General features: G+C 66.7%; 31 protein-coding genes. 10 read left to right on the forward strand and 21 right to left on the reverse strand.

What is annotated here, in order from left to right:
* Nucleotides 1–26: 26 nt before the first annotated feature.
* Nucleotides 27–395: a hypothetical protein gene (locus tag IF78_RS48540; protein ID WP_158751493.1), complete on the forward strand. Its 369-nt coding sequence runs from the start codon at nt 27–29 to the stop codon at nt 393–395.
* Between the two features lie 62 nt (nt 396–457).
* Here IF78_RS48540 and IF78_RS0125170 read toward each other — a convergent pair whose 3' ends face one another.
* The 6 genes from IF78_RS0125170 to IF78_RS43895 all read right to left on the reverse strand — a co-directional run bounded on the left by IF78_RS0125170 (nt 458) and on the right by IF78_RS43895 (nt 4,736).
* Nucleotides 458–1,057 (reverse strand): hypothetical protein, encoded by a 600-nt coding sequence (locus IF78_RS0125170; protein ID WP_031484855.1) that lies wholly within the window; start codon nt 1,055–1,057, stop codon nt 458–460.
* A 71-nt stretch (nt 1,058–1,128) separates the two neighbouring features.
* Nucleotides 1,129–1,629 (reverse strand): hypothetical protein, encoded by a 501-nt coding sequence (locus IF78_RS0125175; protein WP_031484857.1) that lies wholly within the window; start codon nt 1,627–1,629, stop codon nt 1,129–1,131.
* 9 nt (nt 1,630–1,638) lie between these two features.
* A complete protein-coding gene (locus IF78_RS0125180) occupies nt 1,639–2,508 on the reverse strand; it encodes a hypothetical protein (protein WP_031484859.1) in 870 nt (289 codons plus the stop codon).
* A 3-nt stretch (nt 2,509–2,511) separates the two neighbouring features.
* Nucleotides 2,512–3,732: a WXG100 family type VII secretion target gene (locus IF78_RS0125185; protein WP_031484861.1), complete on the reverse strand. Its 1,221-nt coding sequence runs from the start codon at nt 3,730–3,732 to the stop codon at nt 2,512–2,514.
* 65 nt (nt 3,733–3,797) lie between these two features.
* Entirely contained in the window at nt 3,798–4,085 is a 288-nt protein-coding gene (locus IF78_RS0125190; protein WP_031484863.1) for a hypothetical protein, read from the reverse strand.
* Nucleotides 4,086–4,196: 111 nt separating this feature from the next.
* The gene (locus tag IF78_RS43895) at nt 4,197–4,736 is read right to left on the reverse strand and encodes a hypothetical protein (protein ID WP_234439886.1); all 540 of its coding nucleotides are present in this window, start codon (nt 4,734–4,736) and stop codon (nt 4,197–4,199) included.
* Nucleotides 4,737–5,568: 832 nt separating this feature from the next.
* Between IF78_RS43895 and IF78_RS0125200 the strand changes: the two genes are divergently transcribed.
* The 5 genes from IF78_RS0125200 to IF78_RS0125220 all read left to right on the forward strand — a co-directional run bounded on the left by IF78_RS0125200 (nt 5,569) and on the right by IF78_RS0125220 (nt 11,651).
* A complete protein-coding gene (locus IF78_RS0125200) occupies nt 5,569–7,089 on the forward strand; it encodes a hypothetical protein (RefSeq protein WP_158751495.1) in 1,521 nt (506 codons plus the stop codon).
* Nucleotides 7,089–8,738: an outer membrane protein assembly factor BamB family protein gene (locus IF78_RS0125205; RefSeq protein ID WP_158751497.1), complete on the forward strand. Its 1,650-nt coding sequence runs from the start codon at nt 7,089–7,091 to the stop codon at nt 8,736–8,738. Before IF78_RS0125200 ends, IF78_RS0125205 begins: the two co-directional genes overlap by 1 nt.
* Before the next feature lie 64 nt (nt 8,739–8,802).
* Nucleotides 8,803–9,150 carry a hypothetical protein gene (locus IF78_RS0125210; RefSeq protein ID WP_234439887.1) on the forward strand — a complete coding sequence of 116 codons (348 nt, stop codon included), beginning with the start codon at nt 8,803–8,805 and terminating at the stop codon, nt 9,148–9,150.
* 528 nt (nt 9,151–9,678) lie between these two features.
* Nucleotides 9,679–10,428 (forward strand): hypothetical protein, encoded by a 750-nt coding sequence (locus IF78_RS48545; RefSeq protein WP_031484870.1) that lies wholly within the window; start codon nt 9,679–9,681, stop codon nt 10,426–10,428.
* Entirely contained in the window at nt 10,425–11,651 is a 1,227-nt protein-coding gene (locus IF78_RS0125220; RefSeq protein WP_234439888.1) for a S8 family serine peptidase, read from the forward strand. The genes IF78_RS48545 and IF78_RS0125220 overlap by 4 nt, the downstream gene beginning before the upstream one ends.
* 105 nt (nt 11,652–11,756) lie before the next feature.
* On the opposite strand, the gene IF78_RS0125225 is transcribed toward IF78_RS0125220, so the two are convergent.
* A complete protein-coding gene (locus IF78_RS0125225) occupies nt 11,757–12,383 on the reverse strand; it encodes a hypothetical protein (RefSeq protein WP_158751499.1) in 627 nt (208 codons plus the stop codon).
* Between the two features lie 301 nt (nt 12,384–12,684).
* Between IF78_RS0125225 and IF78_RS0125230 the strand changes: the two genes are divergently transcribed.
* Nucleotides 12,685–13,158 carry a hypothetical protein gene (locus IF78_RS0125230; RefSeq protein WP_031484876.1) on the forward strand — a complete coding sequence of 158 codons (474 nt, stop codon included), beginning with the start codon at nt 12,685–12,687 and terminating at the stop codon, nt 13,156–13,158.
* Between the two features lie 332 nt (nt 13,159–13,490).
* Here the strand turns inward: IF78_RS0125230 and IF78_RS0125240 are convergent, their stop codons facing one another.
* From IF78_RS0125240 to IF78_RS0125260, 5 genes are all read right to left on the reverse strand, one after another.
* Entirely contained in the window at nt 13,491–14,090 is a 600-nt protein-coding gene (locus IF78_RS0125240; protein ID WP_234439899.1) for a hypothetical protein, read from the reverse strand.
* Between the two features lie 35 nt (nt 14,091–14,125).
* Nucleotides 14,126–14,839: a hypothetical protein gene (locus IF78_RS0125245; protein WP_031484880.1), complete on the reverse strand. Its 714-nt coding sequence runs from the start codon at nt 14,837–14,839 to the stop codon at nt 14,126–14,128.
* On the reverse strand, nt 14,836–16,122 hold the full coding sequence (locus IF78_RS0125250) for a WXG100 family type VII secretion target (RefSeq protein WP_031484882.1): 1,287 nt from the start codon (nt 16,120–16,122) through the stop codon (nt 14,836–14,838). The genes IF78_RS0125245 and IF78_RS0125250 overlap by 4 nt, the downstream gene beginning before the upstream one ends.
* Nucleotides 16,122–16,448: a hypothetical protein gene (locus IF78_RS0125255; protein WP_031484884.1), complete on the reverse strand. Its 327-nt coding sequence runs from the start codon at nt 16,446–16,448 to the stop codon at nt 16,122–16,124. The genes IF78_RS0125250 and IF78_RS0125255 overlap by 1 nt, the downstream gene beginning before the upstream one ends.
* A 298-nt stretch (nt 16,449–16,746) precedes the next feature.
* Entirely contained in the window at nt 16,747–16,974 is a 228-nt protein-coding gene (locus IF78_RS0125260; RefSeq protein WP_234439889.1) for a hypothetical protein, read from the reverse strand.
* A gap of 265 nt (nt 16,975–17,239) precedes the next feature.
* On the opposite strand from IF78_RS0125260, the gene IF78_RS0125265 reads away from it, so the two are divergent.
* From IF78_RS0125265 to IF78_RS0125275, 3 genes are all read left to right on the forward strand, one after another.
* Entirely contained in the window at nt 17,240–17,914 is a 675-nt protein-coding gene (locus tag IF78_RS0125265) for a hypothetical protein (RefSeq protein ID WP_031484888.1), read from the forward strand.
* 552 nt (nt 17,915–18,466) lie between these two features.
* Nucleotides 18,467–18,874 carry a hypothetical protein gene (locus tag IF78_RS0125270; RefSeq protein WP_031484890.1) on the forward strand — a complete coding sequence of 136 codons (408 nt, stop codon included), beginning with the start codon at nt 18,467–18,469 and terminating at the stop codon, nt 18,872–18,874.
* A gap of 85 nt (nt 18,875–18,959) precedes the next feature.
* Nucleotides 18,960–19,193, forward strand: a complete 234-nt coding sequence (locus IF78_RS0125275) for a hypothetical protein (RefSeq protein WP_158751501.1) — start codon at nt 18,960–18,962, stop codon at nt 19,191–19,193.
* A 291-nt stretch (nt 19,194–19,484) separates the two neighbouring features.
* Here IF78_RS0125275 and IF78_RS48550 read toward each other — a convergent pair whose 3' ends face one another.
* From IF78_RS48550 to IF78_RS0125315, 9 genes are all read right to left on the reverse strand, one after another.
* Nucleotides 19,485–19,856 carry a PIN domain-containing protein gene (locus tag IF78_RS48550; protein WP_158751503.1) on the reverse strand — a complete coding sequence of 124 codons (372 nt, stop codon included), beginning with the start codon at nt 19,854–19,856 and terminating at the stop codon, nt 19,485–19,487.
* The gene (locus IF78_RS0125285) at nt 19,853–20,116 is read right to left on the reverse strand and encodes a hypothetical protein (RefSeq protein ID WP_031484897.1); all 264 of its coding nucleotides are present in this window, start codon (nt 20,114–20,116) and stop codon (nt 19,853–19,855) included. Before IF78_RS0125285 ends, IF78_RS48550 begins: the two co-directional genes overlap by 4 nt.
* 137 nt (nt 20,117–20,253) lie before the next feature.
* A complete protein-coding gene (locus IF78_RS0125290) occupies nt 20,254–21,162 on the reverse strand; it encodes a hypothetical protein (protein WP_234439890.1) in 909 nt (302 codons plus the stop codon).
* Nucleotides 21,163–21,395: 233 nt separating this feature from the next.
* Nucleotides 21,396–21,593: a hypothetical protein gene (locus tag IF78_RS0125295; RefSeq protein WP_031484901.1), complete on the reverse strand. Its 198-nt coding sequence runs from the start codon at nt 21,591–21,593 to the stop codon at nt 21,396–21,398.
* Between the two features lie 282 nt (nt 21,594–21,875).
* A complete protein-coding gene (locus IF78_RS0125300; RefSeq protein WP_031484903.1) occupies nt 21,876–22,526 on the reverse strand; it encodes a hypothetical protein in 651 nt (216 codons plus the stop codon).
* 2 nt (nt 22,527–22,528) lie between these two features.
* Nucleotides 22,529–24,763 (reverse strand): hypothetical protein, encoded by a 2,235-nt coding sequence (locus IF78_RS0125305; RefSeq protein ID WP_051828156.1) that lies wholly within the window; start codon nt 24,761–24,763, stop codon nt 22,529–22,531.
* A gap of 61 nt (nt 24,764–24,824) precedes the next feature.
* Nucleotides 24,825–25,151 (reverse strand): hypothetical protein, encoded by a 327-nt coding sequence (locus IF78_RS0125310; protein WP_031484907.1) that lies wholly within the window; start codon nt 25,149–25,151, stop codon nt 24,825–24,827.
* 283 nt (nt 25,152–25,434) lie between these two features.
* The gene (locus IF78_RS46430) at nt 25,435–25,638 is read right to left on the reverse strand and encodes a DUF397 domain-containing protein (protein ID WP_031484909.1); all 204 of its coding nucleotides are present in this window, start codon (nt 25,636–25,638) and stop codon (nt 25,435–25,437) included.
* Complete coding sequence (locus tag IF78_RS0125315; RefSeq protein WP_031484911.1) at nt 25,635–26,519, reverse strand: helix-turn-helix domain-containing protein; 885 nt, start codon at nt 26,517–26,519, stop codon at nt 25,635–25,637. Before IF78_RS0125315 ends, IF78_RS46430 begins: the two co-directional genes overlap by 4 nt.
* Nucleotides 26,520–26,535 lie beyond the last annotated feature (16 nt).

Raw genomic sequence — 26,535 nt, forward strand, 5'->3', positions numbered from 1 at the left:
TCGGTGAAGTGCTGAGGGGTTGGGCCGTGTCCGCGGCCCAACCCCTTCTTTTGTTCCACCGTTCAACGGCGAGAGTTTCGACAATCCGCTGCCTGGAGTCGATCGACGCCGCGGGCTCGGGCGGCAGCGCCTCGACACCGGGTGCCGGGGCGGCGGCACCGGACGGTGCGGTGTACGACGGCAGCGGGGCCGCCTGCGGTTCGCCGCCCACCTCGGCCGGTCAGCCAGGGGGGAACGAAGGCCACGGGCGCGCCGTGTGCGAGCGCCGCCGCCAGAACGTGCCGGTAGCCCTCGAGGAAGGGGTGGCGCAGCTTGCGCCCGCCAACGACATTGACCCGGCGAGGGATACCTCGTGGTCGGCCAACGTCCGCCTGACGGTGTCGTCGTCGAAATAGTCGTACCCGTATGCGCTGCCGAACCGCGGTACGGCGTCAGAGGCCGGGCGGCGGAGCCTGATTCAGCTGGACCAGTCGTGCAGTACTGCCTGCGCGTAGACCACGCGCAGGTCCAAACGGGAGGAGCGGACCTTGTACTTGTCCCTCATGCCGTAGAACTTCACGGGGGCGAGCCCAAGTGCGAGGCCACCCTTGGTCCGCCATGCCGTACGTGTCGGCAGATACCAGTCAGGGCGTCCGTACCCGCCGAGGAGACCCGCTACGTTGAAGATCAGAAGCAACGGCGACACCAGGACGTAGAAGACCCACGCGCTGATGGTTCCACGGCGGCCGACCAGGTTCGTGCCGTCCGGCATTGCCATCTCGTACGGCGGCCGCCAGCCGCGTCCTCGGGTGGGGAGCCGCAGCACGCCCAACTCGGCTCCGCCAGGCCCGATCACGGCCAGAGCGATGTCCGCGCTCATCCCCGGCGCCCGCTGGGCCACGGAACACAAGGGCTTGTGACCTGCCAGGTCCTCGTAGAGGGTGAACCTGGGGCCGGCTCCATCCGGCATGTCCTTGTTCGGGAGCTCTCCCCCGGCGTAGACAGGGTTTCCGCCTCGCACCTTGATGACGCGCTGAAGGTTGTAAGCCGCGTTTTCCTGTGCGGACGGTACGTGCACGCTAAATACAGTACTCACAATTCCTGGCCCAATTTGTCAGCGGCAATGGTTTCGAGGTCGCAGGTCGCAGGTCATCGCCATCTCTTTCCGGTGACCGGCTTCAGCCACGCGGGCAGTTTATGGCGATGGAGCCCCGCTGCCGACAGGACCTCCAGGTACCCGTTGACCTGATCACGAGTTCCGCCGTGTATCCACACATGCCGGAACCAGAACGCTCGGGACAGCAGGTACACGGCGAGCGAGAGCAGGAGCGCGACGGGTGTGAAGAGGACCAGGCCGACCACCGGTTCGAGGGTGCCCAAGTCGGTGGTGTCGAGCAGGAACCAGGCCCCGGCCGCTCCGGGAGCGAGCAGCAGGCCACCCCACGCTCCACGTGAGTTCATCCTGCCCAGCAGCCGGCGATGCCGTTCGAGCATCGCCGCGACCTCCCGGTCGGCCAGGTAGTCGATGCCCCGGTCGACGCCGATCGCCCGAATGTCGTCGGACAGGCCCGGTACGGCCGCCAGGTGAGCGGCGGTCACCTGCAGCAGCCCGAGCGCCTCATCGGAGACGGCACTCTCATCACCCGGCATGCGCCGCACTCATCCGAACACGTCTCGGACGGACTTCGCTTGCAGGGGCACCTCGATGCCCTGGGCCAGGTCCGTGGGCAGGCCGGGAGGCGTACTCTGAGGCGGCTCCAACTGCTGCGGCTGCTGCGGTTGTTGTGCCTGATCCGGTTGCTGCGCCTGATCCGATTGCTGGGCCTGATCCGATTGCTGGGCCTGATCCGGTTGCTGCGGCGCGGGCGAATCATCGGCCGGGCGCTCGACATCGGCCACTTCGAGAGTGTTGACGATGTTGAAGAAAAGTTCGGAGTACAGGTCCCAGTCCTCCATGCACGGAGTGCTGAGTTCGAAGAGTGCCATCTCCGCCTCCCGTCGAAGAGGCAGGAAGACGGTGATCTTCCCGATCTCCACCTCCTCGGGCCGGCCGGAATCGGTGATCTCCGCGGGAAGGGTCATGATCTCCGAGGTGAACCGGGCCACCGCCTCGCCGGCCGTGAGCCAGACCGTCTCGATCTGGCTCTCGTCCCCGGAACCCGAGAGTTCCGCGGCGACACTCGACGCGGTCATCTTCTGGCCGTCCGGCACGGACTCCAGCAGGGTCGCGGTCACCGACGCCGTGCTGCGTCGCCCGTCGAGGTCGAGCAGACAGAAACCGGCGTAGCTGATTCCGGCATCCATCATCTCGGCGACCACCGGCAGTTGAATCGCCGCGTACTGGAACCAGAGTTCCGGGTTGCCCTCCGGATAGACATCCTGGGCCAGCTCGATCAGCGCCTGGCCGACCTGCTCCGGATCCTCGTAGACGGGGAGCTCGAAAAAGCTGGGAGGGACACGGAACGTCAGCCGCGGAGCGGCGGCGGCCGTGGGATCGGCCGAGTCGTCGCCGGGAAGCATGGTGTCCATCGGTTACGCCGCTCCCGCCGCCGACATGAACGCGTTGGAGGGCGGTGCACTGGCCGACTGGGTGCTCGACCCCCCTGCCAGGAAGCCGAGCCCCAGGCCCATGCCCTTGACGCCCATCTGCGTTCCGCGCATCGCCCAGCTGCCGACGTCCAGAACCTCGTCGCTGAGGTTCATTCGCTTGCCCGCGAACGCGAGGCTCTTGTACATGACGCCGTCGGCCATGCCCCTGGCCACGTTGACCGAGGTCGCCATCTCGTCGGCGTTGGCGAAGACACCCTTGAGGCGGTTGCCGGTCGCCGCCGCCTTGGCCGCCTTCGCTCCGGCAGTCAGTCCCTTGACCGCCCCGATCCCCGGCAGGACGCCCAGGCCGGCGCCGACCCAGTCCATGACGCCGACCTTTTCACCACGGGCTGTCCTGACGCCGTATCCGGCCAGGGCGAGCGCGCTGGCACCGATGGCCAGTGCCCCGAGCACCGCGCCCACGGGCGGGATGGCCATGGTCGCCAGGGAGAGGATGGACAGAACGGATCCGATCTTGGAGAACAGGTCCGCGTTCTTGGCGAGGAAGTCCGTGAAGCCGTCCCAGGCGCCCTTCAGTCCATCCGTGATCTTGTCCCAGATACTGATGTCCGGCGGCCGGTTCTCCGAGGCCTCGCGAATGGCGTTCTCCGCCTTCGCCGCCTGCTCCTCCCAGGACTTGCGCAGCGCTTCGCCGTCGTCGATGATCTTTTTGAGATCGGCCGCGGCATCCTTGGCCGCCGCTGAAGCGGAGTCCGCCTCCTCCGACAGGGCCTTGGCCTCCTGCTCGGTGAGCTGTCGGAACTGGGCACCCGTGATCTTGACGTTGACCCGGTCGACCGCCTCGTTCTTCTGATCGAGCCGGTTGCGCGCCTCGAGCGCCTGGTCCTCGAGGCTCCTGGCCCGCTGCTGCATGGTCTGGAGCTGGTCGTGCCAGCCCTGAAGCGCCTTCGAGCAGGCGGTCATCGACTCGTAGCCCTGCTTCAGGTACTTGGGCAGCTCGCCGATCTTCTCCTTGAACTTGGCGGCGGCTTCGCCCTCCCACGCTCCGTCCGTCTTGCCGATGCTGAGCAGCGTCTCGCGCATCTCGTCGAGCTCGTTACCGACCGTCTTGACGTCATACGCCAGTGACTCGATCGTGTGCAGATCACCCTTGGCCGGGTTGAACGTCAGACCTGGCCAGTTGGGATCGTCGAAAATTCCCATCGTCTTCTCCCCGTTGTGTGCGAGATGTGCGAGTCGGCGGTACGGCCGTACGGCGCCGGCCAGGGCTACTTCTGGCTGAAGCCCTTCTGCATGTCCCTGTCGGTCGTCTCGTACGCCTCGACCGTCTTCTTGAGCCCCTCGTGCAACTGCTTGGCGGAGTCGGCGATGCGCTTGATGCCGTCGCCCCAGGCGTCCTGGAAGTCGTCGCAGGCGTTGTCGAGGCCGTCCGTGCCCAGGCCCTTCGGGCCGACCTTGTTCAGCCGCTGCTGGGCACCGCGCATGCGGTCGTCCACCTGGTCCAACCTGTTGATCAGGGTCTTCATGCGATCGACATCGATCTGGAAGTCCGCCATCCCCGTGTCTCCCCGTAGTTGTGATCCAGTGACCGCCGCACAGATTATCGGAGCGCCAACCTCCGTGGTACACGAGGAGGTTCGCGGTTGCCAACATGACGCTGCTGCCCCTCAGATGCCGTCCCACACATGCAGCACGGCCTGTGCGTAGGCGAGCCGGAGGTCCAGCCGCTGCGACTCGATGTGAAAGATGCTCCCGCCCCGGTAGTCGACGACGGCGTCGGAGCCACCGGACGGATGCCACAGGGCAGGGCTTGGAGGTTCCAGCTCCCAGGCCGATTCCTTCTTCGCCCCGTCCTTGTCCCCGACCAGCAGCAGAAGCAGCCCCTGGAGGGCTGAGAGCGCCCAGGCGACGAAGTAGATCGGGAAGCCGAGGATTGACCAGGCCGCCCAGCCCCCCGCCGTTCCCCGCTTCGCGGTCAACGGCTCGGCCCCGGTTGCCGGCTGCAGGGTCCAGTGCGCACGGCGCGGCCAGGGCAGCACACGTCCGCCGCGCCGCGTGATCCGCCCGATGGGTGTGCCGTCGCCGCCGTAAACGTCGTAAGTGCCTTCGCCGGTGGACCGGACCGAGCAGAGCACCTCACCCTGGAGGCCGCCGACGGTGAACGGCGGCCGCGCTGTGCGCCCTCCCTTGGGAGCGTCCTGCGGCACGTGGACGTACGCGATCGCGTTGCCCTTCGTCGCCGGATCCGCCGAGCGGATGGTGACGGTCGGCTCCCCCGCCGTGACCCGGTCGTGCCTGCCCAGCCAATGGTTTGAATCTCGACCATGGTCAATGGCGCGGGGTTCGGATACGGCGTCGCGGCCGGGGCCTGCCCGTACTGTCCCGGAGCCTGCGATTGATACTGCGGCTGCCCGGGCGGCTGCCCCTCCGAAGCCCATCCCCGGCTGCTGTGGTTCATGGCCGCCCAACTGTCGTTGACGATGATGACGGACTTCAGGCTCTCAGAGTTCAGTCGTGCAGTCGTGGGGCGGGTGGGACAGAGCGGTCCCATGAGACCGCGCCTCCACGAATGGACCACAGGTGCAGTACGGGACTTGTAGCAGTTCGGGCGCTCCTTCTCGTGCCGGGTGAGAAGGACGCGCACCCTCACCCTGCAGCCCGCACAACATCTTCACGAGCTTTACCACATGGATAGGGAACCGCCCTGACCAGCAACTCACCTGCTTGTAGGGTGTCATGAGCATTAACGGGGAAGCTGAGGCATGAGCGGCGAGTCATCGCCCGTGCGAACGCTGAAGTTGATCACGCCGAGGTGATCCGGCTCGACCCATCGGTTCGACAGACGGGGTCGAGCGCTCGAGTGACGCTCCATTTCTCTGCGGCTTCGCGGCCACGAGCTCTCCGATGCCTGCGCGGGCACTGACTGGTCCCGCGCTCCATCGAGATGCACGGGAGAGGCAGTTCATGTCGTACCCTCCGCCGCCCGGAGGGCCGGGCGGCGCGTATCCGCAGGGATCGCCGCAGGGTCAGGGAGGTTGGGTGCCGCAGCAGGGCGGCGCGCCGTACCAGCCCCAGGGCACACCGGGGTACGTCGGTTACCCGCCGCCGCCTCAGCCCGGCGCGGTCCCTGGTTGGCCCGGGGCCCAGCCGTCGTACCCGCAACAGCAGCCCTACCCACAACAACAGCCCTCAGGTGGAGGCGGCGGCAATCAGGGCAAGGGCCTGAAGAGGGCAGTCATCGGCGTTGTCGTCCTGGCCGTGCTGGCGGTCCTTGGGGTCGGCGGGCTCGCTGTCTACCAGGCCGTCGGCGGAGGCTCGTTGCCCACCGCGGGCGGCGACAAGCAGAGCGAGCAACTGCTCAGCCAGGAGGACATCGAGGAGTTGCTCGACGGACGTAGCCAGGCGTTGCAGAGCGGTGACGAGGACGCCTATCTCGCCCCCTTCACCGGCAAGGCCAAGGACACGCAGCAGAACCTCTTCCAGAACCTGCGCAAAATACCCTTCTCGCAGGCCGAGTACGCCATCCTCAACCAAAGAGGCAACACCACCGACGAATACGGCGACGGGGCGACGGTCGCCCTCGACGTCGCCTTCGTCCACAAGATCCAGAACGTGGACGTCCGGCCGGTGTCCGAGTGGTACCGCTGGATCATCAAGCGGGAATCGAAGAACGCCGATCCGCAGATCACCAAAGTGGGGCCCTCGCCCGGGGCCTACGGCTCCGCGAGCTACGTGTACTACCCGGCTCCCTGGGACCTCTACGAGGACATGCACGTCGTGAAGCAGGAACACTCGCTCACGATCTCGGACAAGAAGTACGCCGCGGACACGGACCGTTTCGCACCGTACATCGAGAAGGCCGCGAAGGACGACATCGAGCTGTGGAAGTCGAAGGGGCCCGCGGGAACCGAGACTCCCACCGGATTCGTGGCGGTTCTCGAGCGCGACCGCAAGGCCTATTCCTCCCTGTACGGCTCGGAATCCGTCGAGTGGGAAGCCGGCCAGAGCGTGCCGATGCCCACCTTCGATGCCGATTCCAGCGGTGACGAGAAGGACCTGGAGTACGGCGGCGCCCGGGTGAAGATGGACATGTCCGGGAAGCGTTTCACCAACGCGACGTACTGGCCGAAGCTCGTCCAGGAGATCTCCCACCACGAGTTCGCGCACGCCATCGTCCAGCCACTCGAAGCCGCCTCCGGATTCGACTCCGAGACCTACCCGAACTGGTGGGTCGTGGAAGGCTTCGCCGACTACGTGGCGTTCCGTTACGACCGTGAGCTCGGCGAGTGGAACATCCGGAGCGACGTCACCGGTAAGGCATTCGGGGGCTCGCTGCCCAATGAGGCAGGGATCGGCGACGAGGTCTCCACGAATTACACGCTCAGCTACATGGCCCTCCGATTCATCGCCGAAAAGGGCGGCGAGGCCGCGGCGTTGAAGTTCGTCACCGACCACTACGACAACCCCGACCAGCTCGACCAGCAGCTGCGCGAGGCCACGGGCATGGGCGAGAGCGAGTTCGAGGCCGCCTGGGCCAGTTACGTGAGGAGCAACAGCTGATGTCCACAGACGGTATGCAGGGAGCCGGCGGCGGGTACGGCCAACAGCCTCCACCGCCCGTACCCCCGCCGGGATACGGCTATCCCCAGCAGCCTCCGGTGCCGCCGCAGAGCCCGCCACAACCTCCTCAGCCTCCTCAGCTGCCTCCCCAGCAGTACGGGTACGGTGCGCCGCAGCAGGCCCCGCAGCCGGGGCCGCCGCAGACGCCCCCACAGGCACCCCCGCCGGGATACGGCTATCCCCAACAGCCCCCGCAGGGCTACGGCTACCCGCAACAGACTCAGCAGGGGTACGGCTACGCCGGCCCCGGCGGCCCGCCTCACCAGGGGAACGCGCGCAAGAAGCCGGTCGGGATGATCGTGCTGCTCGTCATGGCCGTACTCGTACTGAGCGGCGCCGGTTACGGGGCCTGGTACATGTTCGTCGGCTCGCCGAGCAACAACGTGCTGTGGAGCGTGGCCGCCCCCAAGTCGGCGGGATCGTCCGTCGACTCGAACCTCGAAACCAATCGCGGCACCTGGTTCACCGACAAGGCGGTGGTCCAGGCCCTGACCGGCGGCTTGAAGGCATACGACCTCGATACCGGTAAGCAGTTGTGGGCCACGTCCCTGCCCGGTGGCACCAACCATTCGTGCATCGCGCCCGAGAACTCCTCGGGCGACATCGGAGTCGTCACCTATGGAGAGGGCCGCGCCTGCGACCACGTCGTGGCATACGACCTCAACACCGGCAAGGAGCTCTGGGACAAGAAGATCACCCTCGGTGACTCCTCGGACGGTGCGTCGGTCGCTCGTGCCGGCGATGTCGTCGTCATCAATGGCGGAGACACGGCGCTTGCCCTGAAGGCGGCCGACGGTACGCCGGCCTGGAATCCGAAGCGGTTCGCGACGGCCGACTGCGGCCCCGGCGGCTTCAGCGGTGGCGAGGCACTGCTCAGGGTCCGTCACTGCCAGATCAACGACCCCGACGACCCCGACTGGCTCGACGGCTGGGACGAGGTCTCGCTGGTCGACCCAGCCACCGGGCAGGCCCGTTGGACCTACCGTCACGAAATCCCCGAGGACAGCTTCGGCGAGCTCTCCAGCGGCAACGTCCTCTCGACGTCTCCCATCGTCATGATCCGGGAGGGCGACAACGGAGAAGAGCTCTTCTCTCTTGACGACAAGACAGGGAAGGTACGCAGCGAGTTCTCGCCCGCCAAGCCGGCCGAATACCTCCACACCGCCGGCTCGGACGGCGGTCGCTGGCCGGAGGCCGGTGTCTTCGGTGACACGTTTGTCATGGGCGTGACCGACGAGAAGAGCAAGGGCCTCATAGCGGCGTACGACCTCGACAGCGGTAAGCAGTTGTGGAAGACGGAGCCGACCGAGTTCAAGAAGTACTACCCGCTGCCGACGGCCGGAAGCGATCGCATCCTGGCCTACGTGACCAGCGTTGACAACGACAAGGGGCCCGAGCTGGTCGAATTCGGAGCCGAGGACGGCTCGATGAAGACGGTCGTGGAGTACCCGGTCGAAGTCGGCAAGGCGATGGGCACCAGCGGCACGCCGTTCTGGCACGAGGACCGGCTCTACATGGCCTTGGCGGATCCCCTCACCGGCCTGTCGAACAAGGCGTACACCCTGGTCGCCCTCCCCACCACCGCCTAGCGGCGACACGGACAACGGCCGGCTGCCGCCCGACTCCCACGAGGATCGGGCGGCACCCGACCGTATGAACGACCCGACCACTCGCACCGAGGAGACCGCCGGCCTCATGCCGCCCGACACCCCCACCCCACCGGCAACCCCCGAGCAGGCCCTGGCCATCGTCCGCAGCCGCTACGCCCAACCCACGCTGCCGGACGGCACACCGGCCCCGATGCACGTCCACGAATTCGACCTCGGCTACCTGGTGTACGCGACGTTCCCGCCCACCACCGACGCCTCGGGCCGGCCGCAGCCCGCGCCACCCGGCGGCAGCAAGATCGTCGTCGCGAAGGACACCGGCGAGACGGTCACCGTCCCCAACTACCCGGTGGAGGCGGCCATAGCGCTCTACCGCGAACAAGCCCGTCGATAAGATCGTTATATGAGCTCCACGGGACCGGTCACACCTTGCGTCTGCGAAGGCCATAGGGTGTCGGGAGACTCACGGGGGTGCCGAAAGACGCGCGAGTGGCTCGATCAGGTCGAGCCTCGCGACGACCTGGGCTACGGGTCGGTGGAGATGCGGGCTCCTTTCGTGTGAGCCCGGACCACGCATCGTGCTCCCTCGCAGAAGGACGTGTGAGAGGGAACCATGTCTTACCCCACGCCGCCCGGCGGCGGTAATCCGTATGGGCAGCCGCCCCCGCAGAGTGGTTGGCAACCGCAAGGGCAGGTACCGGGAGCGGCTCCGGCACCGCCGCCCATGCCGGCGGCGCCCCCCGGGCCTCCCCCGGCGGCCGCTCCGGCTCAGCCGGGGCCGTCTCCGTACGGTGGGTACGCTCCGCCCGGGAGCCCTGTTCCTGGGGGCCCTGTCCCCGGGGGTCCCGTCCCCGGAGGTCCTGTACCCGGCGGCCCTGTCCCGGGGTACCCCGTCCCCGGCGGCCCGGTACCCGGGGCGCCGGTGCCCCCCTCGGGCGGCGGCCGGACCGGCCGTAAGGCCTTCGGCATCGTCCTCACCGTCTTCGGCGTACTCGGCATGCTCGGCGGCGGGGCGCTGGTGGCCCACGCGTACAGCAACGCGCAGCAGACGATCCCCAACCAGGCCTACGACGCGGTGGTGTGGCGCAACGAAACCACGGAGTCGATTTTCCCGGAGACCATCGGCGACCCGCCCAACTACACGTACGAGGCGTCGGACAAGAAGATCGCGCAGTGGAACCGGATGGGCATCTCCGAGGACACCTCGTGCTCCAAGGGCCTCAGCGGAGAGACCAAGGAGAAGGCGCTGGAGCTCGGCTGCGAGGCCGTGCTGCGTGCGACGTACGTCGATCTCACCGGTGAGATGGTCGCCACCATCGCGATAGTCGTGATGCCCAAGGACAGCGAAGCCGGGTCGGAGCTGGGCGAGTACCTCAGGGAGCAGTCGAACGAGGATGTCCCCGACGCCGCGGTGGTTCCGCTGACGGTTCCCGGGACCCTCGCGGCGAAGTGGCAGGAGAGCAGGCGCAACGGCATGGGCGGGGACCCCGTCGGAACGTACGCCGTCGCTGTCACCACCGGCGCGGTCGACGGACGCGCTTCGGCCAACCTGCCCGGCGACTTCGCCGACTACAACGAAGAGGACCGAAAGCCGTGGATGGACGAGGCCGAGGCCCTCGCCGGGACGTTCGGCACGCACATCAGGAACCTGGCGAGGTGGACCTCACGGTGAAGCTCCGGACCATAGGCATACGCGCGACCTGCACCACGCTCGCCCTCACCGGCCTGCTGGGCACGCTGGCCACCACGCCCGCGCAGGCGGCCACGCCGGTCGGCTGGGAGGGGCAGGCGCTCGGCCTGTCCGCGGCGCAGCAGCAGAGCCAGGGCGAGGGGATGACGGTCGCCGTTCTCGACTCGGGTGTGATGGAGAACCATCCCGCCCTCAAGGGCAGGGTGACCACCGGACCCGACTTCCTCGAGGACGGACTGGAGCCGGGGGACCCGAAGTGGGGGCAGCACGGCACCGCCATGGCCTCGGACGTCCTCAAGGTGGCTCCGAAAGCCAAGATCCTCTCTGTTCGCGTGATCGACGACGAGCAGGACGAGACACCCGACATCGAGGACCTGAAAGACCTTCGGAACCAGGGCAAGAGCCCCATCGCCGAAGGCATCCAGTACGCGGTCGACCACGGTGCCGATGTGATCTCCATGTCGCTCGGCAGCAGCGACTGGTTCAACACGTACGCCGCCGAGGAGTCCGCGGCCGTGGACTACGCCCTGGTGGCAGGCGTGCCGGTGCTCGCCTCGGCCGGCAACTCGGGTGACGGGCTCAACAGCGTTTCGTACCCGGCCGGTTACGCCGGCGTGATCGCGGTGGCCGCCACCCAACAGAACGGCACCCGCGCCGAGTTCTCGACGGTGCACACCTACAACGACATCGCCGCGCCGGGCGTCGCCATCACCAGCGCGACGAACACCGGCGGCTACAAGCCGGTCAACGGCACCTCACCGGCCTGCGCACTGGCCGCCGGCGTCGTGGCGCTCATGAAGGCGAAGAACCCGAAGCTGACCCCGGCCCAGGTGAACGACGTCCTGATCGCCACCGCACAGCGCCCCGCCGGGGGTGGCAGTGCCCTGCTCGGCTACGGGCCGATCAACGCGAACGCGGCGGTGAAGGCCTCCGCCTCGCCTCCCAAGGACGAGACGGCGCCGGCGGCGTACGAGGGCAAGGAGCACTTCGCGACTCCGGACGGCACCCCGAAGTCCACGCACCCCGCGCTGGAGCAGGAGCTGGTGATGACGGGCGGGGCCGCCGCCGGCGTGGGGCTGGTGGCGGTGATCGGCGGTGTCCTCCTGGTGCGGTCGGGCCGCCGCAGGGGGCCGGCGGCCATGGCCGCGCCGGCGCCGATGGGACCGGCGGGCATGATGCCGCCTCAGGGGCCGTATTCGGGCTGAGTCGCTCGGCATCTGCTCACTGAGAAGCTCACGTTCAGCGAGAAGCTCCCGTCGGCCGCAGGCGCATCCTGTCTACCGGCCAACGGGAGCTTTCGTTTGCCTCGTTCAGACAGGTGCGGCGGCACTCCGCTCATGGACCGGCGCCAGCCCCGAGCAGTCGTGCCCACTCGAGGGATCCGGCTCGTACACCCAGGCCAGGGCAGCGAGCTGCACCAGCAGCAGTACGGGGACGAGGCACGCGGCCACCATGGCCACACGCCCCTGCCACACCGCCCCCGGCCGCTGCCCCCGCCGGCGAGCTCCGCGGCGCAGAGCCGTCAGGAGCAGCAGGGCGGCCAGGGCGCAGACGGGGGCGGCCCAGGCGGTGACGTACATCCGGGTGGACGGGCCCAGGTACCGGCAGTTCCGGAAGACGTCGCCCTCGAACGAGAAGTGGGCCGCCACCAGCCCCGCCGAAGCGACGACGAGGGCGGGCACCAGGAGGGACCAGCGGCGCCAGGAGGCGGCCGGGGTGGTGGTGGCAGGTGTCGGGTGGGTGTCTGTGCTCATCAGGTCTTCCAGGCTGACGTTCTGGTACGAGTCGCTGTGCTGGATGTTGAGCCAGTCGAAGCCCAGAGCCTCGGGAAGGGCAGCCACGCGCCAGAAGACCCCGGACACCCCCGCCAACCGGTCCCCCGGCATCCGCAGACCGCGCAGCACGTCCGGCCGCCGCTCCCACCGGGGCTTCGGCACCGGTGCCCCGGCACGGCCACCGAACTGCCCAGCGACCGCTCGCCGTTCGGCAGAGCGTCGTCGGCTCGCGTGCTGGCGGCCTTGTAGGGCCGGTAACGAGTAGGGTCGGACGACAATCCTCAGCCTCCCGAGCCACATGCTGGGACCGCGCGGCCATGGCTTGCTGGAGCGGTGGAAGGACGTAATGCGAGAACCAACTGTGCAGGAACGAGAGACTCAAGTCCCCATGGGGAAGGTCGCCTTCGACCACCCAGGGACTCGGACCGCCTGGGCCAAGGCAAGAGGCACAACGATCACGCGTATGTCACTGGCGACCTTCCTCTTCGTGGCGTCGTTCATCACGCTCAGCGTGCTGCAGGGCTTCGGCATCATCACTCTGCCAGGCAGCGAGAAAAAGGACGGCGGACTCCTCGGCCTGATCCTGACTCTGCTGCTCTTCGTCTACGTCGCTTTCCTCTACCTCTACGTCAGCTCCCTGCGCTGCCTGAAGCGCATCCGACGCGTCCTCGAAGCACACCCATGGCGACCGATCGCCGGCGCTCACAGGCACCGCGCCCTCAAGGACGCCGCCGGTGTACCCATCCAGCTCCAGTTGAACGCCGCGACGGACTCGACGAAGTCGGATGGCTTCATGTCGGCCCGCGGCACGGTCCACCGCCGCCGCTGGCCGCAGGCGATGGAGCACGGCGCCTGGTACGCGGGGGACGCCGATGGCCACGGTGTCCTCGGGCTGCCGGGCGGGACCGACCTCATGGAGGTCCAGCCCCGGCGCTGATCGTCCTGCTGGCAGGCGGAAGGCACCTGGTACGCGGAAGATCCGGGAGCCTGGTCGAACTACCGGTAGTAGGAGACGGCCTTCTCGATGCCGGCACGCCTGGCCTTCTCGATGCGAGCTTCCCCGGCGCTTTCGCCCACACGCCGGTTTCGATGTCCTGCGGCCAGCCGTTACCGCCCAGGGCGTACTTCGCGAGCATCGTGATCGATCCAGTCTCGCGTAGAAGGCGCCCCGTGACCAGAGATCCAAGTATCCCGACAATCGCGAGAGGCAGAAGGTAGTCGATCTTTGCACTCTCCCGGGCCGACCCGTCCTCGTCCAGAAAAGGCCGACTACCGGTACCGCACAGGCCTCTTGATTCCAGCCCGCTTGGCCCGCCCGACGCGATCCTCCCCCGCGCTGTCGCGCTCCTTCGCCGACAGCGCCCATTCAGTGGGCTGCATGAAGAGCAGCTCACCACTGCCCGGCACGATGGCCGCGCCGCCGAACGGTTCGTCCCCGGCGAACCACACGCCGTTGGCGATGCCGTCCGGCCAGCGGGATTGCCCCAGGGGATCCTTGGCCAGCAGGGTTACCGGCGGCTGGCCGGCTTTGTCGCCCAGCCTCATGTGGAGCCGTAGAGGCCGCTCCAGTTTGACTTTCTCGACGGGCGCACGGAATTCCAGAGGGTACGTACGGAAGACGCGCGCGCATCGCCAGGTCAGGAACAGTCGGCCGTAAGCGAGGAAAAACGCGATGAGGAGGCCGAACATTCCCGCGATGGCGAACGGCAGCGCGTACCCGCGCGAGTCCATCGGCCACGCGAACATCTGGACAAACAGAGCCGCACTGGGCAGACCGAGCTTCGCGAACCGCGTCAGGGCGGAGCGGTAGTAATACCCCAGCGCGCCCTTGAAGTCCGTGCCGTCCGTCGCGTAAGGCGCCTGCACCATCTCTGACACTGCGGATCCTCCAGTCTCGCCCGTGCTCATCCGAAGGGACTCTTTTCCCCCGAGCCGGCCCCAGGAGCTCCGAAGGGTCCGAATGCGCCGTTCGCTTCCGCCGGAGCGTTCGGGTCGGTGAAGGTCACCGTCCGGGCGACGCCCAGCAGCACTCCCCGGTAGTCGTCGGCCAACTGCACCGCCGGAGTCACCAACTGCACGGTGATGACCGACGAGGAGCGCGTGTCCGGAATGGCCACCGTGCCCTGCCAGACCGTCTCCTCCAGGGGCTCGTCCTGCCCCTGGGGCGGTGCGCCCGGAGAGACCGTGCGCCGTTCCGACTCGATCAGGAAACCCGTACCGATGGGCAGTTCCACCGGAACGATGCCGTTGTCCGCACCGGTCCCGGCACCGGCCGCCAGCATCTGCGTGAGCGCCGCCTTCGGGTTCCCCTTGGGCGTCGAGAGCGTGGAGACCGTCAGGACGGACATGACGGGGTCACCGGTGCTGTCGTCGGGGTGCATTCCGAGCGCGCACCCCTGCACCTGCTGGCTCCGCAGCATGCTCACGACGACGGCGTAGAGGCGGAACACCTGATCGGCGCGATCACGCGCCTCCGCGGGAAGTTCACTGATCTGCCGAGCCATCTCCAGGAGCCCCTCAGCCGTCGGCTGGAGGTCCAACTTGAGGTAGCCGTACGGGAGTCCGTACCAGTAATCCGGCTTCGGCTCGGGCGGGGCGATGTCAAGGAAGCTGTTCACAGTCGGATGCCCCTCATCATTTCGCCCATGTCCGTCAGGATGCCGATGGCGCCGCCCTTCAGCCCGGTGGAGGCAGCGCCGATCTTCGTCACCTCGGCGGCGTCATGTCCGTAGCCGTTCTTCGGAAGAACGCCGGCGGTCTCCAGCGACGAAGCCCCGTTCGCGAGTACGTTCACGCCTTGGATCGAGTACTGGAGCGCACCGACCGCCGGATCCGTCGCGGCCTCGAGCGCCTTGAACTTGAAGGCCGGCACGATCTCGCTGCCGAAGTTGGCCATCTTCGAGCCGAGCGACAGGGCCTCTCCGCCCTCCCGGGCGACCGCCGCCGCGAGCCCCGCCTCGCTCCCGGCCCTGGCCAGCGCTCCGACGCCGGGCACCATGCCGAGGGTGTCACCGACCATCGCGCCCCACGCGAACGCCCCTTCTTTCCACCCGTACTTGCCCATCAGGGAATCCCTGAAGTCCTCGCTCGAGAGGTTCTTGGTCATGGCGAGCGCGCTGGCGCCCACGGCGATCGCCGCGAAGATCGGCGCGGCCGGCGTCGGAAGGAGGGCGAGGAGACCGGCGATCGCGCCGATGGTTCCGGCGTGCTCGTAGATCTGCTTGCCGACCCAGGCGATGCCCTCACCGATGGCCGAAACGGTCTTGCTGAGCCACCCCGGCTCCTTCGGCGCCAGCTTGTCGTCGGCCTCGTCGAGCTTGCCGGCGATGAACTCGGCCCGCTTGGTGTGGTCGTCCTCCAGGTCCTTCGCCTTCTTGATGACGTCGTTGTACGCCGTAGTGGCGTTGTTGAGCTGGGTGGTGGCCTCGTTCAACGCGCTCTCGGCGGCCCGCAGCCGGGTCGTGGCGGCATCGGCCTCCGCCTGGGAGGGGAACTCCTTCCCGGCGAGCTTGAGGTCCGGGTGCTGGTTGGCCTCGTCACGACGCTGCTTGGCCGAGTCCATGGCGGACTTCTTCTCGCGCGCGGCGTCGTCGTACTTCTTCGCCAGGTCACGGTGGGAGGCAAGGTCGCCGTCCCAGGTCCCCAGCCAGTTGGCGGCCTTCCCCAGGGAGTTCCCGGCGTTCCTCATGTACTCCTTGAGGTCGCCGTCGAGGGCGTCCCGGAACGCGCTCGCCGCGTCCCCCTCCCAGGAGGAACTGGCCGCGATCAGCCTCTCGATCTGGCGATGGCAGTTGTCCAGCGTCTCCGCCGCGGACTTCACCTTCTTCTGCAGCGCCGAAACCGCTTCGGGTACCCCGGGAACGGGGTTCCAGCCGAGGTTCGGATACGGGTTCGCGGCCATCAGCGGGTCCCCCCTGCGTTCGCGGCGGCCGTGTCGTTCATCTGCTTCAGGGCCTTCGACAGCTCTTCTTCGAACGTCTTGTAGCTCAGCATGGTCGTCTCGACGCCCTCACCGACCGCCTTGATCAGCTCCTTCAGCTGATCCGTCCCATACGCCCACCTGTCCTGGAAGGTGTCACAGGCTTCGTCCAGCCGAGCCGTACCGATCTGGTCGGCGCGGACGTCCGCGAGAGCCTTGCGGGCTCCCTCCAGTTCCTCGACCGATCGCTTCAATGTGTCACCGAATGACTTCAGATGGTCGAGATCGACCTTGAATTCCCCAGCCACTGAGGACCCCCTTGCTCGTTGCGGTGAAGCGATCGTTTGGAACGCAGGGGGCGGTACGGCACCCCCGTGGCGTTGTGGCGACGACAGAGTATCGTCGACTTTTGAAGATCCTGTGGTTGTCGGAGCGCCGCATTGAGCGGCTGCACGGAGCGAGAAACCTCCGAGGCGGATGCCCTCTCCCGTTTCAAGATCGCTCAATGCCGTCATGATCAATGCCCTCGCGATCAATGCCGCCATGATCAATGGAGTCGCGAAAGCGCGGGCGCGCCCGAGGCGCCGCGGCCCGGGTCGCGTCTTCTCAGCCTTCGAGGGACGCCAACGCGAGCGTCAGCGGCAGGGTGGCGACCGCCAGCACCAGACCCGTCACCGCCATCCCCATACGGATCTCCCGCTTGCCCCGGCTGCCCAGGTACGCAGCGATCAGCGGCAGGAGGCAGCACACGAGGAAGCTGAAGTGCCAGCCCTCTTCCTTGATCAAGAAGGCCATGAGGGCCCAACAGGCGGGCACCGACGCGACGCTCATCATGTGGCAACGCGAGAGGAAGAGCTCAAGACTGTCGCCCCCGCCTATGAAACTCATGCCCCGAACCGCTTTCTTCCGCTTCTACGACCGGGTGAGCGTAGCCACCGGTGCCGGTACGAGGAAACTCGCCGGTTGCCTGGAACGCGTGGGCCTCAGAGCGCTGCACGAGCGGGATCGCTCGACGGGTGAGCAGCGCCAGGCGACCGACCACATACGGCCCCACAGGCGCCCTCTGAATGCGGGAAGGGCTTCGCTAAGCTCACGCACCATGTTGCCGCCGCACACCCCCTCCCCCGCACCGGACGCCACGGTCATCCGTACCGGCCGCCGCGCAGCCACGACCGGGTTGCCCTGCTCCGTCGTCCTCATCGCGATGGGCGCCATCGGCGTCTTCGGCGCGGTTGTGGTTGCCTCCGGGAATCAGCGGGGCGAGTCGTCCATCGCCGGCTTCGCAGGCATCGCCTTCATGCTGGCGCTCGGCGCACTCGGCGTGTTCCTCTTCATCGGCAACTGGGCGAACCGCCGCGCCAGGATCCTCCTCGACCACACAGGCCTGTGGGTCGACAACGGAAAGCTTCGGAACGTCATCCCGTGGCAGACCCTCGCCGGAGTCGGCCTCTACTGGAGCAAACTCGGCCGAAGCCAGAAGCTCTACTCCCTCGAACTGTTCCCAACGGGCCCCATCGACCGGGACGACCCGGTCCTGTGGGGCCTGGTCCGCGACGAGGAGCCACTGCGCCCCGAGCTTCCCCGCCTGCGCTACCGCCTCCCCTTCCCGGCCGCCTGCCGGCAGGAGGTTGTCGCGGCGGTCCAGCAGTTCGTCCCGCAGCTGTGGCTGGGCGAATCCGAGCGCGCGGCGGGCCACATCGGCCGGCCCGACCTTCAGGGGCACCGGAGGCGGGTCAGTGCTCGGCTGACGCCGAAGCAGGCGGAGAACCAGTGATCGGAATGCCGGGGTCATCCGCGAGGTACACCCACAAGCCGCGCGTCGGATCATCTTTGACGCAGGCCTTCGCTTTCAGTCCGTGACGTGCGAAAGAAGACTACGAACACGCCAGGACAGCCAGCACTGGACGGCAGCTGCGAAGTCCCGTCAAAAATGGGTTTCTTCAACGGTCGATTGCCATCCATTCCAGGGGAGGAACAAGGGTCGCCGGCACCTTGCCCAGTGACGAGCCGCGTTCAATACACCTCATCTGCGCCCCTGTTGGGCAGACGAATCACCCCACCGGGACAATCCCTTTGGCTGGCTACTGGACCGATCGGAGATACACACCGGATGAACAAGGACTGCCGTGACCAGGTCAAACCGCACCTCCATCCAGGGGAACAGCTGATCGCGGTCTGTGAGTGCCACACGGCGCCTGGCGTCCCGGAGCGTCCCGTCTGGTTGCGTCAGCCACCCAGGTCCCAGGAGTCGGAGCTGGAGCGCCGAATCAAGTCCCGTCTCCCCGGGGCCGTACAGCGGTTCCTGCGGCCGAGGGAACCGAAGCCCATGGGACGGTTCGAGCAGCAGATGGAAGGCCTTGAACAGGCGAAGGACGATGCTCTCGCCCGGGCAGTCCACGGCAAGGGCATGCATGGCGGCTGGGAGAGCCAGGCCGGCCAGTTCCTGGTGGCGCACTACACCGCCGCGTATCTGCCCGCCTCGACACTGGCAACCGCGTTCACCGACCGACGAGTGCTCGTACTCGCCGACCGCGCGAAACTCTGGCAGACCAAGCGAGCGTTCGAGGTGCAGTGGGAGGCCCCGCGAGCCGCTGTCCTCGGGGTTCGCGCGAACCCCAAGGGGGTTTTCCAACGGGGCCGTTTCGAGCTGACGTTCGCGGACGAGTCCTGGATAGCGTTGGTGGCGGAAGTACCGACGCATGCGGAGTCGTTCGCCGTGCAGGTGGGTTGCTGAGAGTTCCCAGGAAAAGAGGCTCAACGGCGGTTGGAACTGCTCGGCCGGAGGCCTCGGGATCGCTGTGTGCCTCTGGGGGGAACGCGTGCTGGCCGTCGGGGAGCGGCAGGTCAGCCTCCTGTACGTCGATGAACACGAGGCCGAGATCGCCTGGTCCGTCCCCCGGGAGCAGTTGGCCGGCGTGGAGCATGCCCTCTGGGACGCCCATGACGCTCAGCAGGCCACGCTGCGGTGGCACATCAGGGACGGTTCCTGGTACGACGTGAAGGCACAGGGGGGAGGGTGGAAGCTCCTCGTCGATGGCCTGCCTCTGCGCTGAGTTCGGCGGCGGCCGTCGCAGTATGCCTCCACGCCGGTTTCTACGCAGTTGCCGTTACCAGGCGGGGGTGGCCCCTCAGCCGAAGCGGTTCATGCCGGACGTAGGGCGGGGTGCCGGCGGGTCTCGTCGTACGTAGGCGTATTGGCGATGTACGACGTGAGCGGACCCAATAGCCCGTCGCCGGATGACTGTCTCCTGGACCGAGACCCGGGCGTCCGACAGGATGGCGCTCTCCCCCGCTAGGGCGCGGCACCGCAGAGGGCGCCGTAGTGGCCGGACCGCCAACTCCGGTCAGGGTTTGCCGATGTCAACGGCCCACACGCCCGTACCGTTGTATGCCTCGGGCGTGGCGGTCAGTACCTGACCCTCGACTGCACCGGAGACGGCGGCGTGGACAGCGTGGCCGTACGCCCACTCCAGACCGGCCTCAACCGCCTGTTCGACCGTGGCGGCGCCGGCGAAGTCAAGCGGCAGAAACTCAAGCCCGGGCAATGCCCCGACATGTGCTGCCGCGCCGGGGAGTTGAAGACTCGCCGCCACCAGACACAGCGCTGGAATGTGCGCACGCTGGTCCGGATCGTCGACCTCGACGGCGGCCAGGCCTGACAACAATCGGTGACCACGGCACAAGGCGAGCACCGCCGTGTGGTCCAGGACGATCAACGGCGCTCCCCCAGTTGCCTGGAGGCGATCGCGGCGCGCCATTCCTGCGCCTCCCGCAAATCAGCCTCGGTGAAGTCCTTACGCAGGTTGGCCCGTACATACGCGATGCCCCGTGCCGTTCGCTCCGCACGCTCCGCCTCTGTTGGCGTTGTGGCAACCACGCGCTCGACGTAGGCGCGCGTGCTCAGACCGCGCTCCTCGGCGAGGGTACGCAGACGGTCCCTTGTCGACTCACTGATCTTGATGGTGGTGTCAGCCATGCCGGAAGAATACAAATGAATACCGGGATACGGGAAGCCGAGGGGGGCGCCACAACGAGTAGTGCCGCGCCCACCTTCGACCGGGCGCTGAAGCCTGCAAACCCACGCCCTTGATCTTCCCTACGCCTCCCGGCGAGCTAGGGAAGTGCGGCTGGGCTGTCGCATCCATGGCGGGCGGCCGATTGGTCGGCGAAGCGCTGTATATCCGCCCGTTCGCTCTTGTTGAGAGGGGCCGATGTGAACTCTCGGTCACTCCCCTCGACCGGCGAAGCGTGGTAGTAGCCGATACCCAGGGCGCCCTGGCATGTGGCTGACGTCCAGGCCGTGGACCTCTCGACTCCCGAGGGGGCGTCGTGGCCGCCGTACTTGCCGTTGATGACGGCGTCGGACGCGTCGCTGAAGGGACCGTACTCGGCGAAAAGTCGCAGGCTACCGACGAGTACACACTCTTCCACCGGCGCCTGCGCGGCGGCTGTCTCCCGTACCGTCGGTACGGACGTCATCCCCTTGCAGGTCCCCGTGGCGGCATCGGCCGACACGGTCCTGGCATTGGTTTCTGGAGCGGTGAGCTTGTCCGTGTCCCCCGTCTGCGTCTCGCAGCCGGTCTTGTCCGCCGCGCGCTGTGCCGTCCCGGTGGCGACTTGGGCGAGCTTGAGCCGGATGGACTCTGTGACCTCGGTGTCGTACGGCGAATCGGCCGTCACGAGGATGCCGCTGCCCTCTTTCGGTGACCAGTTCTTGCAGCTGAGGAGTACCGACGCGGTCGCCTCGAGGTCATCGGTGACCATGAACCCCTGCCACCCGGCGCTCAGGGGTACGACAGGGGTCTTCTCGTCCCCCTGGAAGGCGGCGTACGCGCTGTGGGCGCCGGCCGTGGTCTCGATGGCTATCTCGATGCCGTCGACCTCGCATCTCGTCGCCAGTCCAGCAGGTTCCGTCACATCGCCGGACACGTCGAACTGCGAACTGGAGACGTCGAATCCCATGCCGAGCAGGGAAAGTTTCGACTTCCCCGCCAGGTCCAGTACCGAGTCGACGGGAAGCATCCCACTGCACGCTCGTCCGGTCTTGGCAGCCGGGTACTGGAGCTGAAATCCGTAGTACCCAGCCCCCAGCACGGCGAGGGCAACCGTGGAGCCGATCAGCCCACGTCTCCCTTTTCCTCGGAACAGAGCCCGAGAGTCCCACTTCATCTGCCGCAATCCCTGTCTGCCTGACGATTGACCGAACCTACACATGCACCGCGTGTGACCCTCGGACCGCCCCCGGGCTGTCCGGGTCAGCCCTGCCCCGTGCCCCTCTTGTCCTGGCCGTAACCGCCCAGGTTGCTCTCGGCCGCATGGAACCCCTGCTCGACCTCGTTGGCCAGGATGTTGTTGTAGTCGGCGACGTCGCCCTTGCCCTGGGCCGCGGAGTTCTGGTAGGCCTCCTGGAGAACGGGCCGATGTGGAGTGCTTCGCGTTCTCCCAGTCCGCACCTCTGCGGTACACCGTGTCCCCCCGGGTGTCCCGACCGACGGCCGGCGTGGCTACGAAGGAGGTGCCGACACCGATGCCGGTGCCCACGATGCCCGCCGCGTAGCTGCCCGCGCGCAGCATGGGCGTCGTTGTAGGCCTTGTCGGCCCCCACAACATCGCCGATGTCGGGCTCCGACGACGGATCGCGATGCTTCCCCTGAATTCCCGGAAGACTTGGCGATTTCCCTTAATAAACCGTTTCGGGTCTGATTGAGGTCAGGCCTGCCCTGAAGACCGTCAGGTCATTCCGGCGCTCTCGTGGTGGTCAGCGATGGCGAGGCTGGGAGATCGGCAGCTTCCTTGCATCCCACAAGTCCTGCCATCTTCCTCAACACCGGGTAGAGGAGAGAGATCTGGAGCTTCTGGCGTTCGGCGAGAGGGAGGTCCGAGTCGGGGCCGTTAAGCCGGGCGAGAAGATAATGCTCCTTGTCGGGATTAAGGTTCCGGATGGAGGCGCTGCACTTGACGAGCGCGTAGGCAATCCGCCCATCGGAATAGGCCTGGTCGCCCACCGAGAAGAACGCTGCTTCGGAGGTGTCGGAAGGGCTCATGAGGCCGTAGGCCCAACCGAACCTTATGATCATCCCGCGGTCCGTCGTATCGGAAAGAACGACCCCGCACGCTTCCACGTCGTCGCCCTTGGCTTGCTTCAGCTCATCAGCCACCTTCGTCAGGCTGCTGCTGTACGACGCCTCTTCGACCTTCCTTCCTGCGAAGAGTTTCTCGAAGTCCTTCCTCGCTGCCGAACTCAGTGAGGAGTCACAGACTTCCTGGGCAAGCTGAGGGACTGAGGTCGTGTCCCCTTCACTCTTCTCGCTCGAACAGCCCACCATAGCCATGGCCAAGAGCGGCAAGACGGCTACGGCGAGGGTAAGTGTCGTGCGCTTTGCCATTCTCAGTCCTCCTCCTTGTAAGGAGCGCGAGAACTCTTTCCCTGGTCGTATCCGGCCGCCGCCGCCGCCGTTAGCCGTCTGTCCGGTGTCGAGTACTCCTCGATGCCATGCACCCGGTTGTATGCAGTGATAGGAAGTGCCGCGCGGCTCTCCCCCGTCACAACGTATTCGTCCCGGGCCTCCTCGATGGCGTCATTGTTGTCTGCCTCGAACTTCTTCGCTGTGTCGTCGATTTGCTGTCCCACAAAGGTCTCCAGCGCTCCACCTACTGTCTCCGCCGCCAGAGGCACCGCAATCGCCGCGCCCATGCCCCCGGTTGCAACGCCAACGGCGCCCCCGATGACAGCCCCAGTCCCCCACTTGATCCATTCGGTGGACTTGCCGAGCTCCTCCTTCTGCTTTTCCTCGTCGCCCCGGTAATCCGCCTCGATCTGCTGAACCCGCGAGTCATCGAGCACACCATGCACCTGGGCGCCGGTACGCACGGCGGACTCGGCCTCCGTGATGTTGTGCGTCGAGTCCAGGACACCGAGTGTGTATGCCTGCTGCGCCTGGGACATCGCTGCATGAGTGTCCTCGTTCTGTCCCATGACCGTCAGGAAGTCGAGGGCATCCTCCCGTGAGATCTTGGCGTGGGCCTGCCCCTTCGTGTCGTACAAGGGGTCACGCGTGTCCTCGTTACGGTTACCGAAGTTCGAGACGCCGTTGTTGAGGTCATCGATGTATGCGGCGCCTACCTTGCTGAGGCTGTCCTCGATACCTGGGCGTTCGTGCATGAGCTCCGGGTGGTCCCCGTAGGTCGTGACGAGACGATCCATGAGCGCAGCGCCGTCGGCAGTCCGGTGCAGCGGCGGAACCTCGGACTCGTATGGACGTCCGATAGTGGCCGACTCAAGGGCATGGCCGAGGGAGTCATGGCCGGCGACCTTGCCGCTGGCGTCGCCCATCCGAGCATCGGCCGGCCAATCACGGGCCTCGGTCTCCTCGGACCCGCCGACGAGGTAGTCGAAGTTCTCGGTCTTCTTGAAGAAGTCTGCCGAGGCTTCGGGGTTGTGGCCGAGTGCCTCCAGGTAGCCGGTCATCGGGTCATTGCCCCGGTCGTTCTCTGCCCCGAAGTTGAGATCGCCTGTGTTGAAGTTGCCGGTCCAGACCATGTCGAGGTCAGCCCCGCCGCCCATCTTCCGTTCATGGCCGACCAGGGCGTTGCCGTAGTCCAAGAGGAATTCCCTGTCGTACTCGCCGTGGCGCATCAGGTTGCTCATCACCTGGAAGCCGTAAGGGTTGCCCGCGTCGTCGATCTCGAGCCGCTGCGGTCCGAGCTTGATCATTTCCTGCTTCCACTCCGTCATGGCCTTGCTGTCGGAGTGAGTCGCGGTGCCGAGGGTGGTGCCGAGCTGGTTCTGGAGGTCCTTGAGAAGCTTCTCCCGCTCCTCGCTGCGGCCATAGGCTGCGGGGTACGGGTCGGCCATCTCGGACCAGAATGCCAACGTTCCCTTAGGACCGAGACCGGTGGCGAACTTCTCCTCGAACTTGGCGTCCTTGTCCTTGCTGTGCTCCTTGAGAAGCGCGTTGAGCTCCGTCAGCTCCTGGTCCGACATGTCCTTGCCCTTGCCGGCCAACTCCAGAGCGCGGGCGGAGTCCCGGGCAGCGTCTGCCGCGTCCAGCGAGGTGTAGACCTTGTCGTTGAAGTTCGCGTTGTCGCTGCCGAGGTTCTTGTTCAGCGCGTAGCAGGCCTCTTCGTCGGCCTCGGCGGCCCGTTGAAGGATGCGGTCGAGCTTGGCGACAATCGCGTCGATGTTGGCGTGCTGCTTGCGAATGAGGTCCTGCAGGTCGGGGTCATGGTGGCGCATCGGGTCCTTGGACAGGTCGTCGACCGGGGTGACCTCGCCCTTGGGGCTGACGTGCAGGCCCTTCTCCTTGGCCTCCACCTCGGCGCAGTGGCGCAACTCGGCCTGGTAGCCCTTGAGCTTGGTGTGCAGGTCGCCGAGGATCTTGGCAATGCCATCGGCCTCGACCCGGGCATCGTCGAACTCCTGCTTGGCTTCTGTGGTCTTGGTCCCCGCGTAGGTGGCGGTGAGGACCGGCTGTCGCCAGCCGGCATCCTTATAGGGGCGCTCGACCCGATCCCCGAAGGAGCTGTGCAGGCCCTTGAACTTGGTGGAAGTCTCCGTCCACCGATCAGCGGCGCTTCTGAGATTGCCAAGCTTGAGGTGGTAGAGCTGCTCGTACGTCGGCATCGGCCGGAATTCTCCCCGTGAAAATGCTGATGTGACAGCTGGTTGGCTAATGCGCGGCTGATCAGCCGAACGGTGACGGCTGCGCAGACATCGTCTGGGTGTTCGCCGACTCGACCTCGACGTAGTTGTTACGCGTGGCGCCGAACTGGGCGCTGAGGTCCCGGCACCGGCCGACCAACCCATCCACCTGGAGAGACCACACCGACGCGAGCCTGTTCAGCGCGGCGCCCGCGCCGCCGCTCCAATCAGCACTGAAGTCCTTGGCTGCCGCATAGGTCTCATCGACAGGATGGTTGCCGGCGGTTCTTGTCTCGCCAGCGATCTCCGCCGCCCCGTTGCCTGCCTGCCGCAGCGACTCCGGGTTGTCGACTTCTGTACCGCCTGACATGGTTTCCCCTCTTTATCCCCGTTGGTGCGCCCCATGGACCACATGTCACGTCGAGAATATCTGAAGAGATGCCAAATGGATCATCAGTGGCAGAGGTAAGGCAGGATTTTGGTCAGGCGGTTAACTCCGTTAGACCGCGTGGGAGAGATACGCCTCTCAGTCGTTGGGCGCCCCTGCTGGTCAAAGAGTTTGGCGATTGGTGACGTTGGCGACCTGGTGGCCCCCTCGCCAGCATGGTGTTGATCGCCGCCGGAGCCGACAAGGTTTTGAGGCCTACGACTGATCACCGCAGGAGGTTGAGGAAGGCGCTCCACGCGTGGTGGCCGAACTCGAGCACAGGAGCGATAGGTCGCTTGCTGTCGCGTACCAGGACTATGTGGGGGACGTCGTCGGCGACCTCGACGCACTCATTGTTTCCGCCACTGTATGTGCTGCTGCGCCACCTCGCGCCTGACAGATCCGGCGTGCCGTGACGTGCGTGCTTCATGGTCTGTACTCCTTGGCCCTGCGATGGATGACGGCACGGGACTCCACTGGAGAGAGCGCGGATGTGCGTGCAGCGTCGAAGAGGCCCCGGTATCGAGCGACTTCCGCCTCTCGCTCAAGCCATGTCGAACCGGTTGGGTTGTCCGCCAACACCACGTCCAAGGCTCCCTCTTCGGGAAAGCCCAGCACCACGTACGGGCCGAACATACTCGCATGGGCACCGCGGGAGAACGGCAGCACCTGCACAGTCACATTGGGACGCTCGGAAACGTCCAGAAGATGTTGCAGCTGCCCTTTCATCACCTGGGCTCCGCCTACTTGCTGAAGGAGTACGGCTTCCGACAGAACGGCCCAGAGGTGCAGAGGTGAGTCGCCTGTCAGCCGCTGCTGCCGAGCCAGTCGCACCGTGACGAACTGTTCGATCTCGTCCCCCGTCTCCCACTGCCGTGATGCCACCGTTACGGCACGGATGTACTCCGGGATCTGAAGCAGGCCGGGAACGAGTTGCGCCTGGAAGGTGCGGATGGAATCCGCCATGGCCTCCAGAGCGATGTAGTCGCGGTAGGCGTCGGCGAGGACGGAGCTGTACTGGTTCCACCACCCTTGCCTACGGCGCCTGTTGGCCTTACGGGCCAGAGCGGTCAGTCGCTCACGGAGATCGACGTCCGACACCTTGTACGTCTGCAGCATGGCCGTCAGGTCGGGAAGCCTCACCGCCACTCGTCCGTTCTCGATACGGCTGATCTTGCCCTTGGTGCAGTCGAGAGCCTCAGCGGCCTGGACGGTTGTCAGCTCCGCAGCTTCTCGCAACCGGCGGAGCTCGTCTCCGAGTTGGCGCCCGAGGACGGTCGATGGACTCGCGGCGTCGTTTTTGGCAAGCATGACAACACCTTTAGCA

The organism is Streptomyces bicolor (assembly GCF_000719285.1).
Lineage (GTDB): Bacteria > Actinomycetota > Actinomycetes > Streptomycetales > Streptomycetaceae > Streptomyces > Streptomyces bicolor.

Excerpts from the sequence above, each read along its gene's own strand:
- IF78_RS0125175 (WP_031484857.1), bottom strand. The coding sequence starts at position 1,629 with ATGCCGGGTGATGAGAGTGCCGTCTCCGATGAGGCGCTCGGGCTGCTG.
- IF78_RS0125180 (WP_031484859.1), bottom strand. The coding sequence starts at position 2,508 with ATGGACACCATGCTTCCCGGCGACGACTCGGCCGATCCCACGGCCGCC.
- IF78_RS0125185 (WP_031484861.1), bottom strand. The coding sequence starts at position 3,732 with ATGGGAATTTTCGACGATCCCAACTGGCCAGGTCTGACGTTCAACCCG.
- IF78_RS0125190 (WP_031484863.1), bottom strand. The coding sequence starts at position 4,085 with ATGGCGGACTTCCAGATCGATGTCGATCGCATGAAGACCCTGATCAAC.
- IF78_RS0125205 (WP_158751497.1), top strand. The coding sequence starts at position 7,089 with ATGTCCACAGACGGTATGCAGGGAGCCGGCGGCGGGTACGGCCAACAG.
- IF78_RS0125210 (WP_234439887.1), top strand. The coding sequence starts at position 8,803 with ATGAACGACCCGACCACTCGCACCGAGGAGACCGCCGGCCTCATGCCG.
- IF78_RS0125230 (WP_031484876.1), top strand. The coding sequence starts at position 12,685 with ATGTCACTGGCGACCTTCCTCTTCGTGGCGTCGTTCATCACGCTCAGC.
- IF78_RS0125240 (WP_234439899.1), bottom strand. The coding sequence starts at position 14,090 with ATGGTGCAGGCGCCTTACGCGACGGACGGCACGGACTTCAAGGGCGCG.
- IF78_RS0125250 (WP_031484882.1), bottom strand. The coding sequence starts at position 16,122 with ATGGCCGCGAACCCGTATCCGAACCTCGGCTGGAACCCCGTTCCCGGG.
- IF78_RS0125260 (WP_234439889.1), bottom strand. The coding sequence starts at position 16,974 with ATGATGAGCGTCGCGTCGGTGCCCGCCTGTTGGGCCCTCATGGCCTTC.
- IF78_RS0125265 (WP_031484888.1), top strand. The coding sequence starts at position 17,240 with ATGTTGCCGCCGCACACCCCCTCCCCCGCACCGGACGCCACGGTCATC.
- IF78_RS0125270 (WP_031484890.1), top strand. The coding sequence starts at position 18,467 with ATGGGACGGTTCGAGCAGCAGATGGAAGGCCTTGAACAGGCGAAGGAC.
- IF78_RS0125285 (WP_031484897.1), bottom strand. The coding sequence starts at position 20,116 with ATGGCTGACACCACCATCAAGATCAGTGAGTCGACAAGGGACCGTCTG.
- IF78_RS0125290 (WP_234439890.1), bottom strand. The coding sequence starts at position 21,162 with ATGCTTCCCGTCGACTCGGTACTGGACCTGGCGGGGAAGTCGAAACTT.
- IF78_RS0125300 (WP_031484903.1), bottom strand. The coding sequence starts at position 22,526 with ATGGCAAAGCGCACGACACTTACCCTCGCCGTAGCCGTCTTGCCGCTC.
- IF78_RS0125305 (WP_051828156.1), bottom strand. The coding sequence starts at position 24,763 with ATGCCGACGTACGAGCAGCTCTACCACCTCAAGCTTGGCAATCTCAGA.
- IF78_RS0125310 (WP_031484907.1), bottom strand. The coding sequence starts at position 25,151 with ATGTCAGGCGGTACAGAAGTCGACAACCCGGAGTCGCTGCGGCAGGCA.
- IF78_RS46430 (WP_031484909.1), bottom strand. The coding sequence starts at position 25,638 with ATGAAGCACGCACGTCACGGCACGCCGGATCTGTCAGGCGCGAGGTGG.
- IF78_RS0125315 (WP_031484911.1), bottom strand. The coding sequence starts at position 26,519 with ATGCTTGCCAAAAACGACGCCGCGAGTCCATCGACCGTCCTCGGGCGC.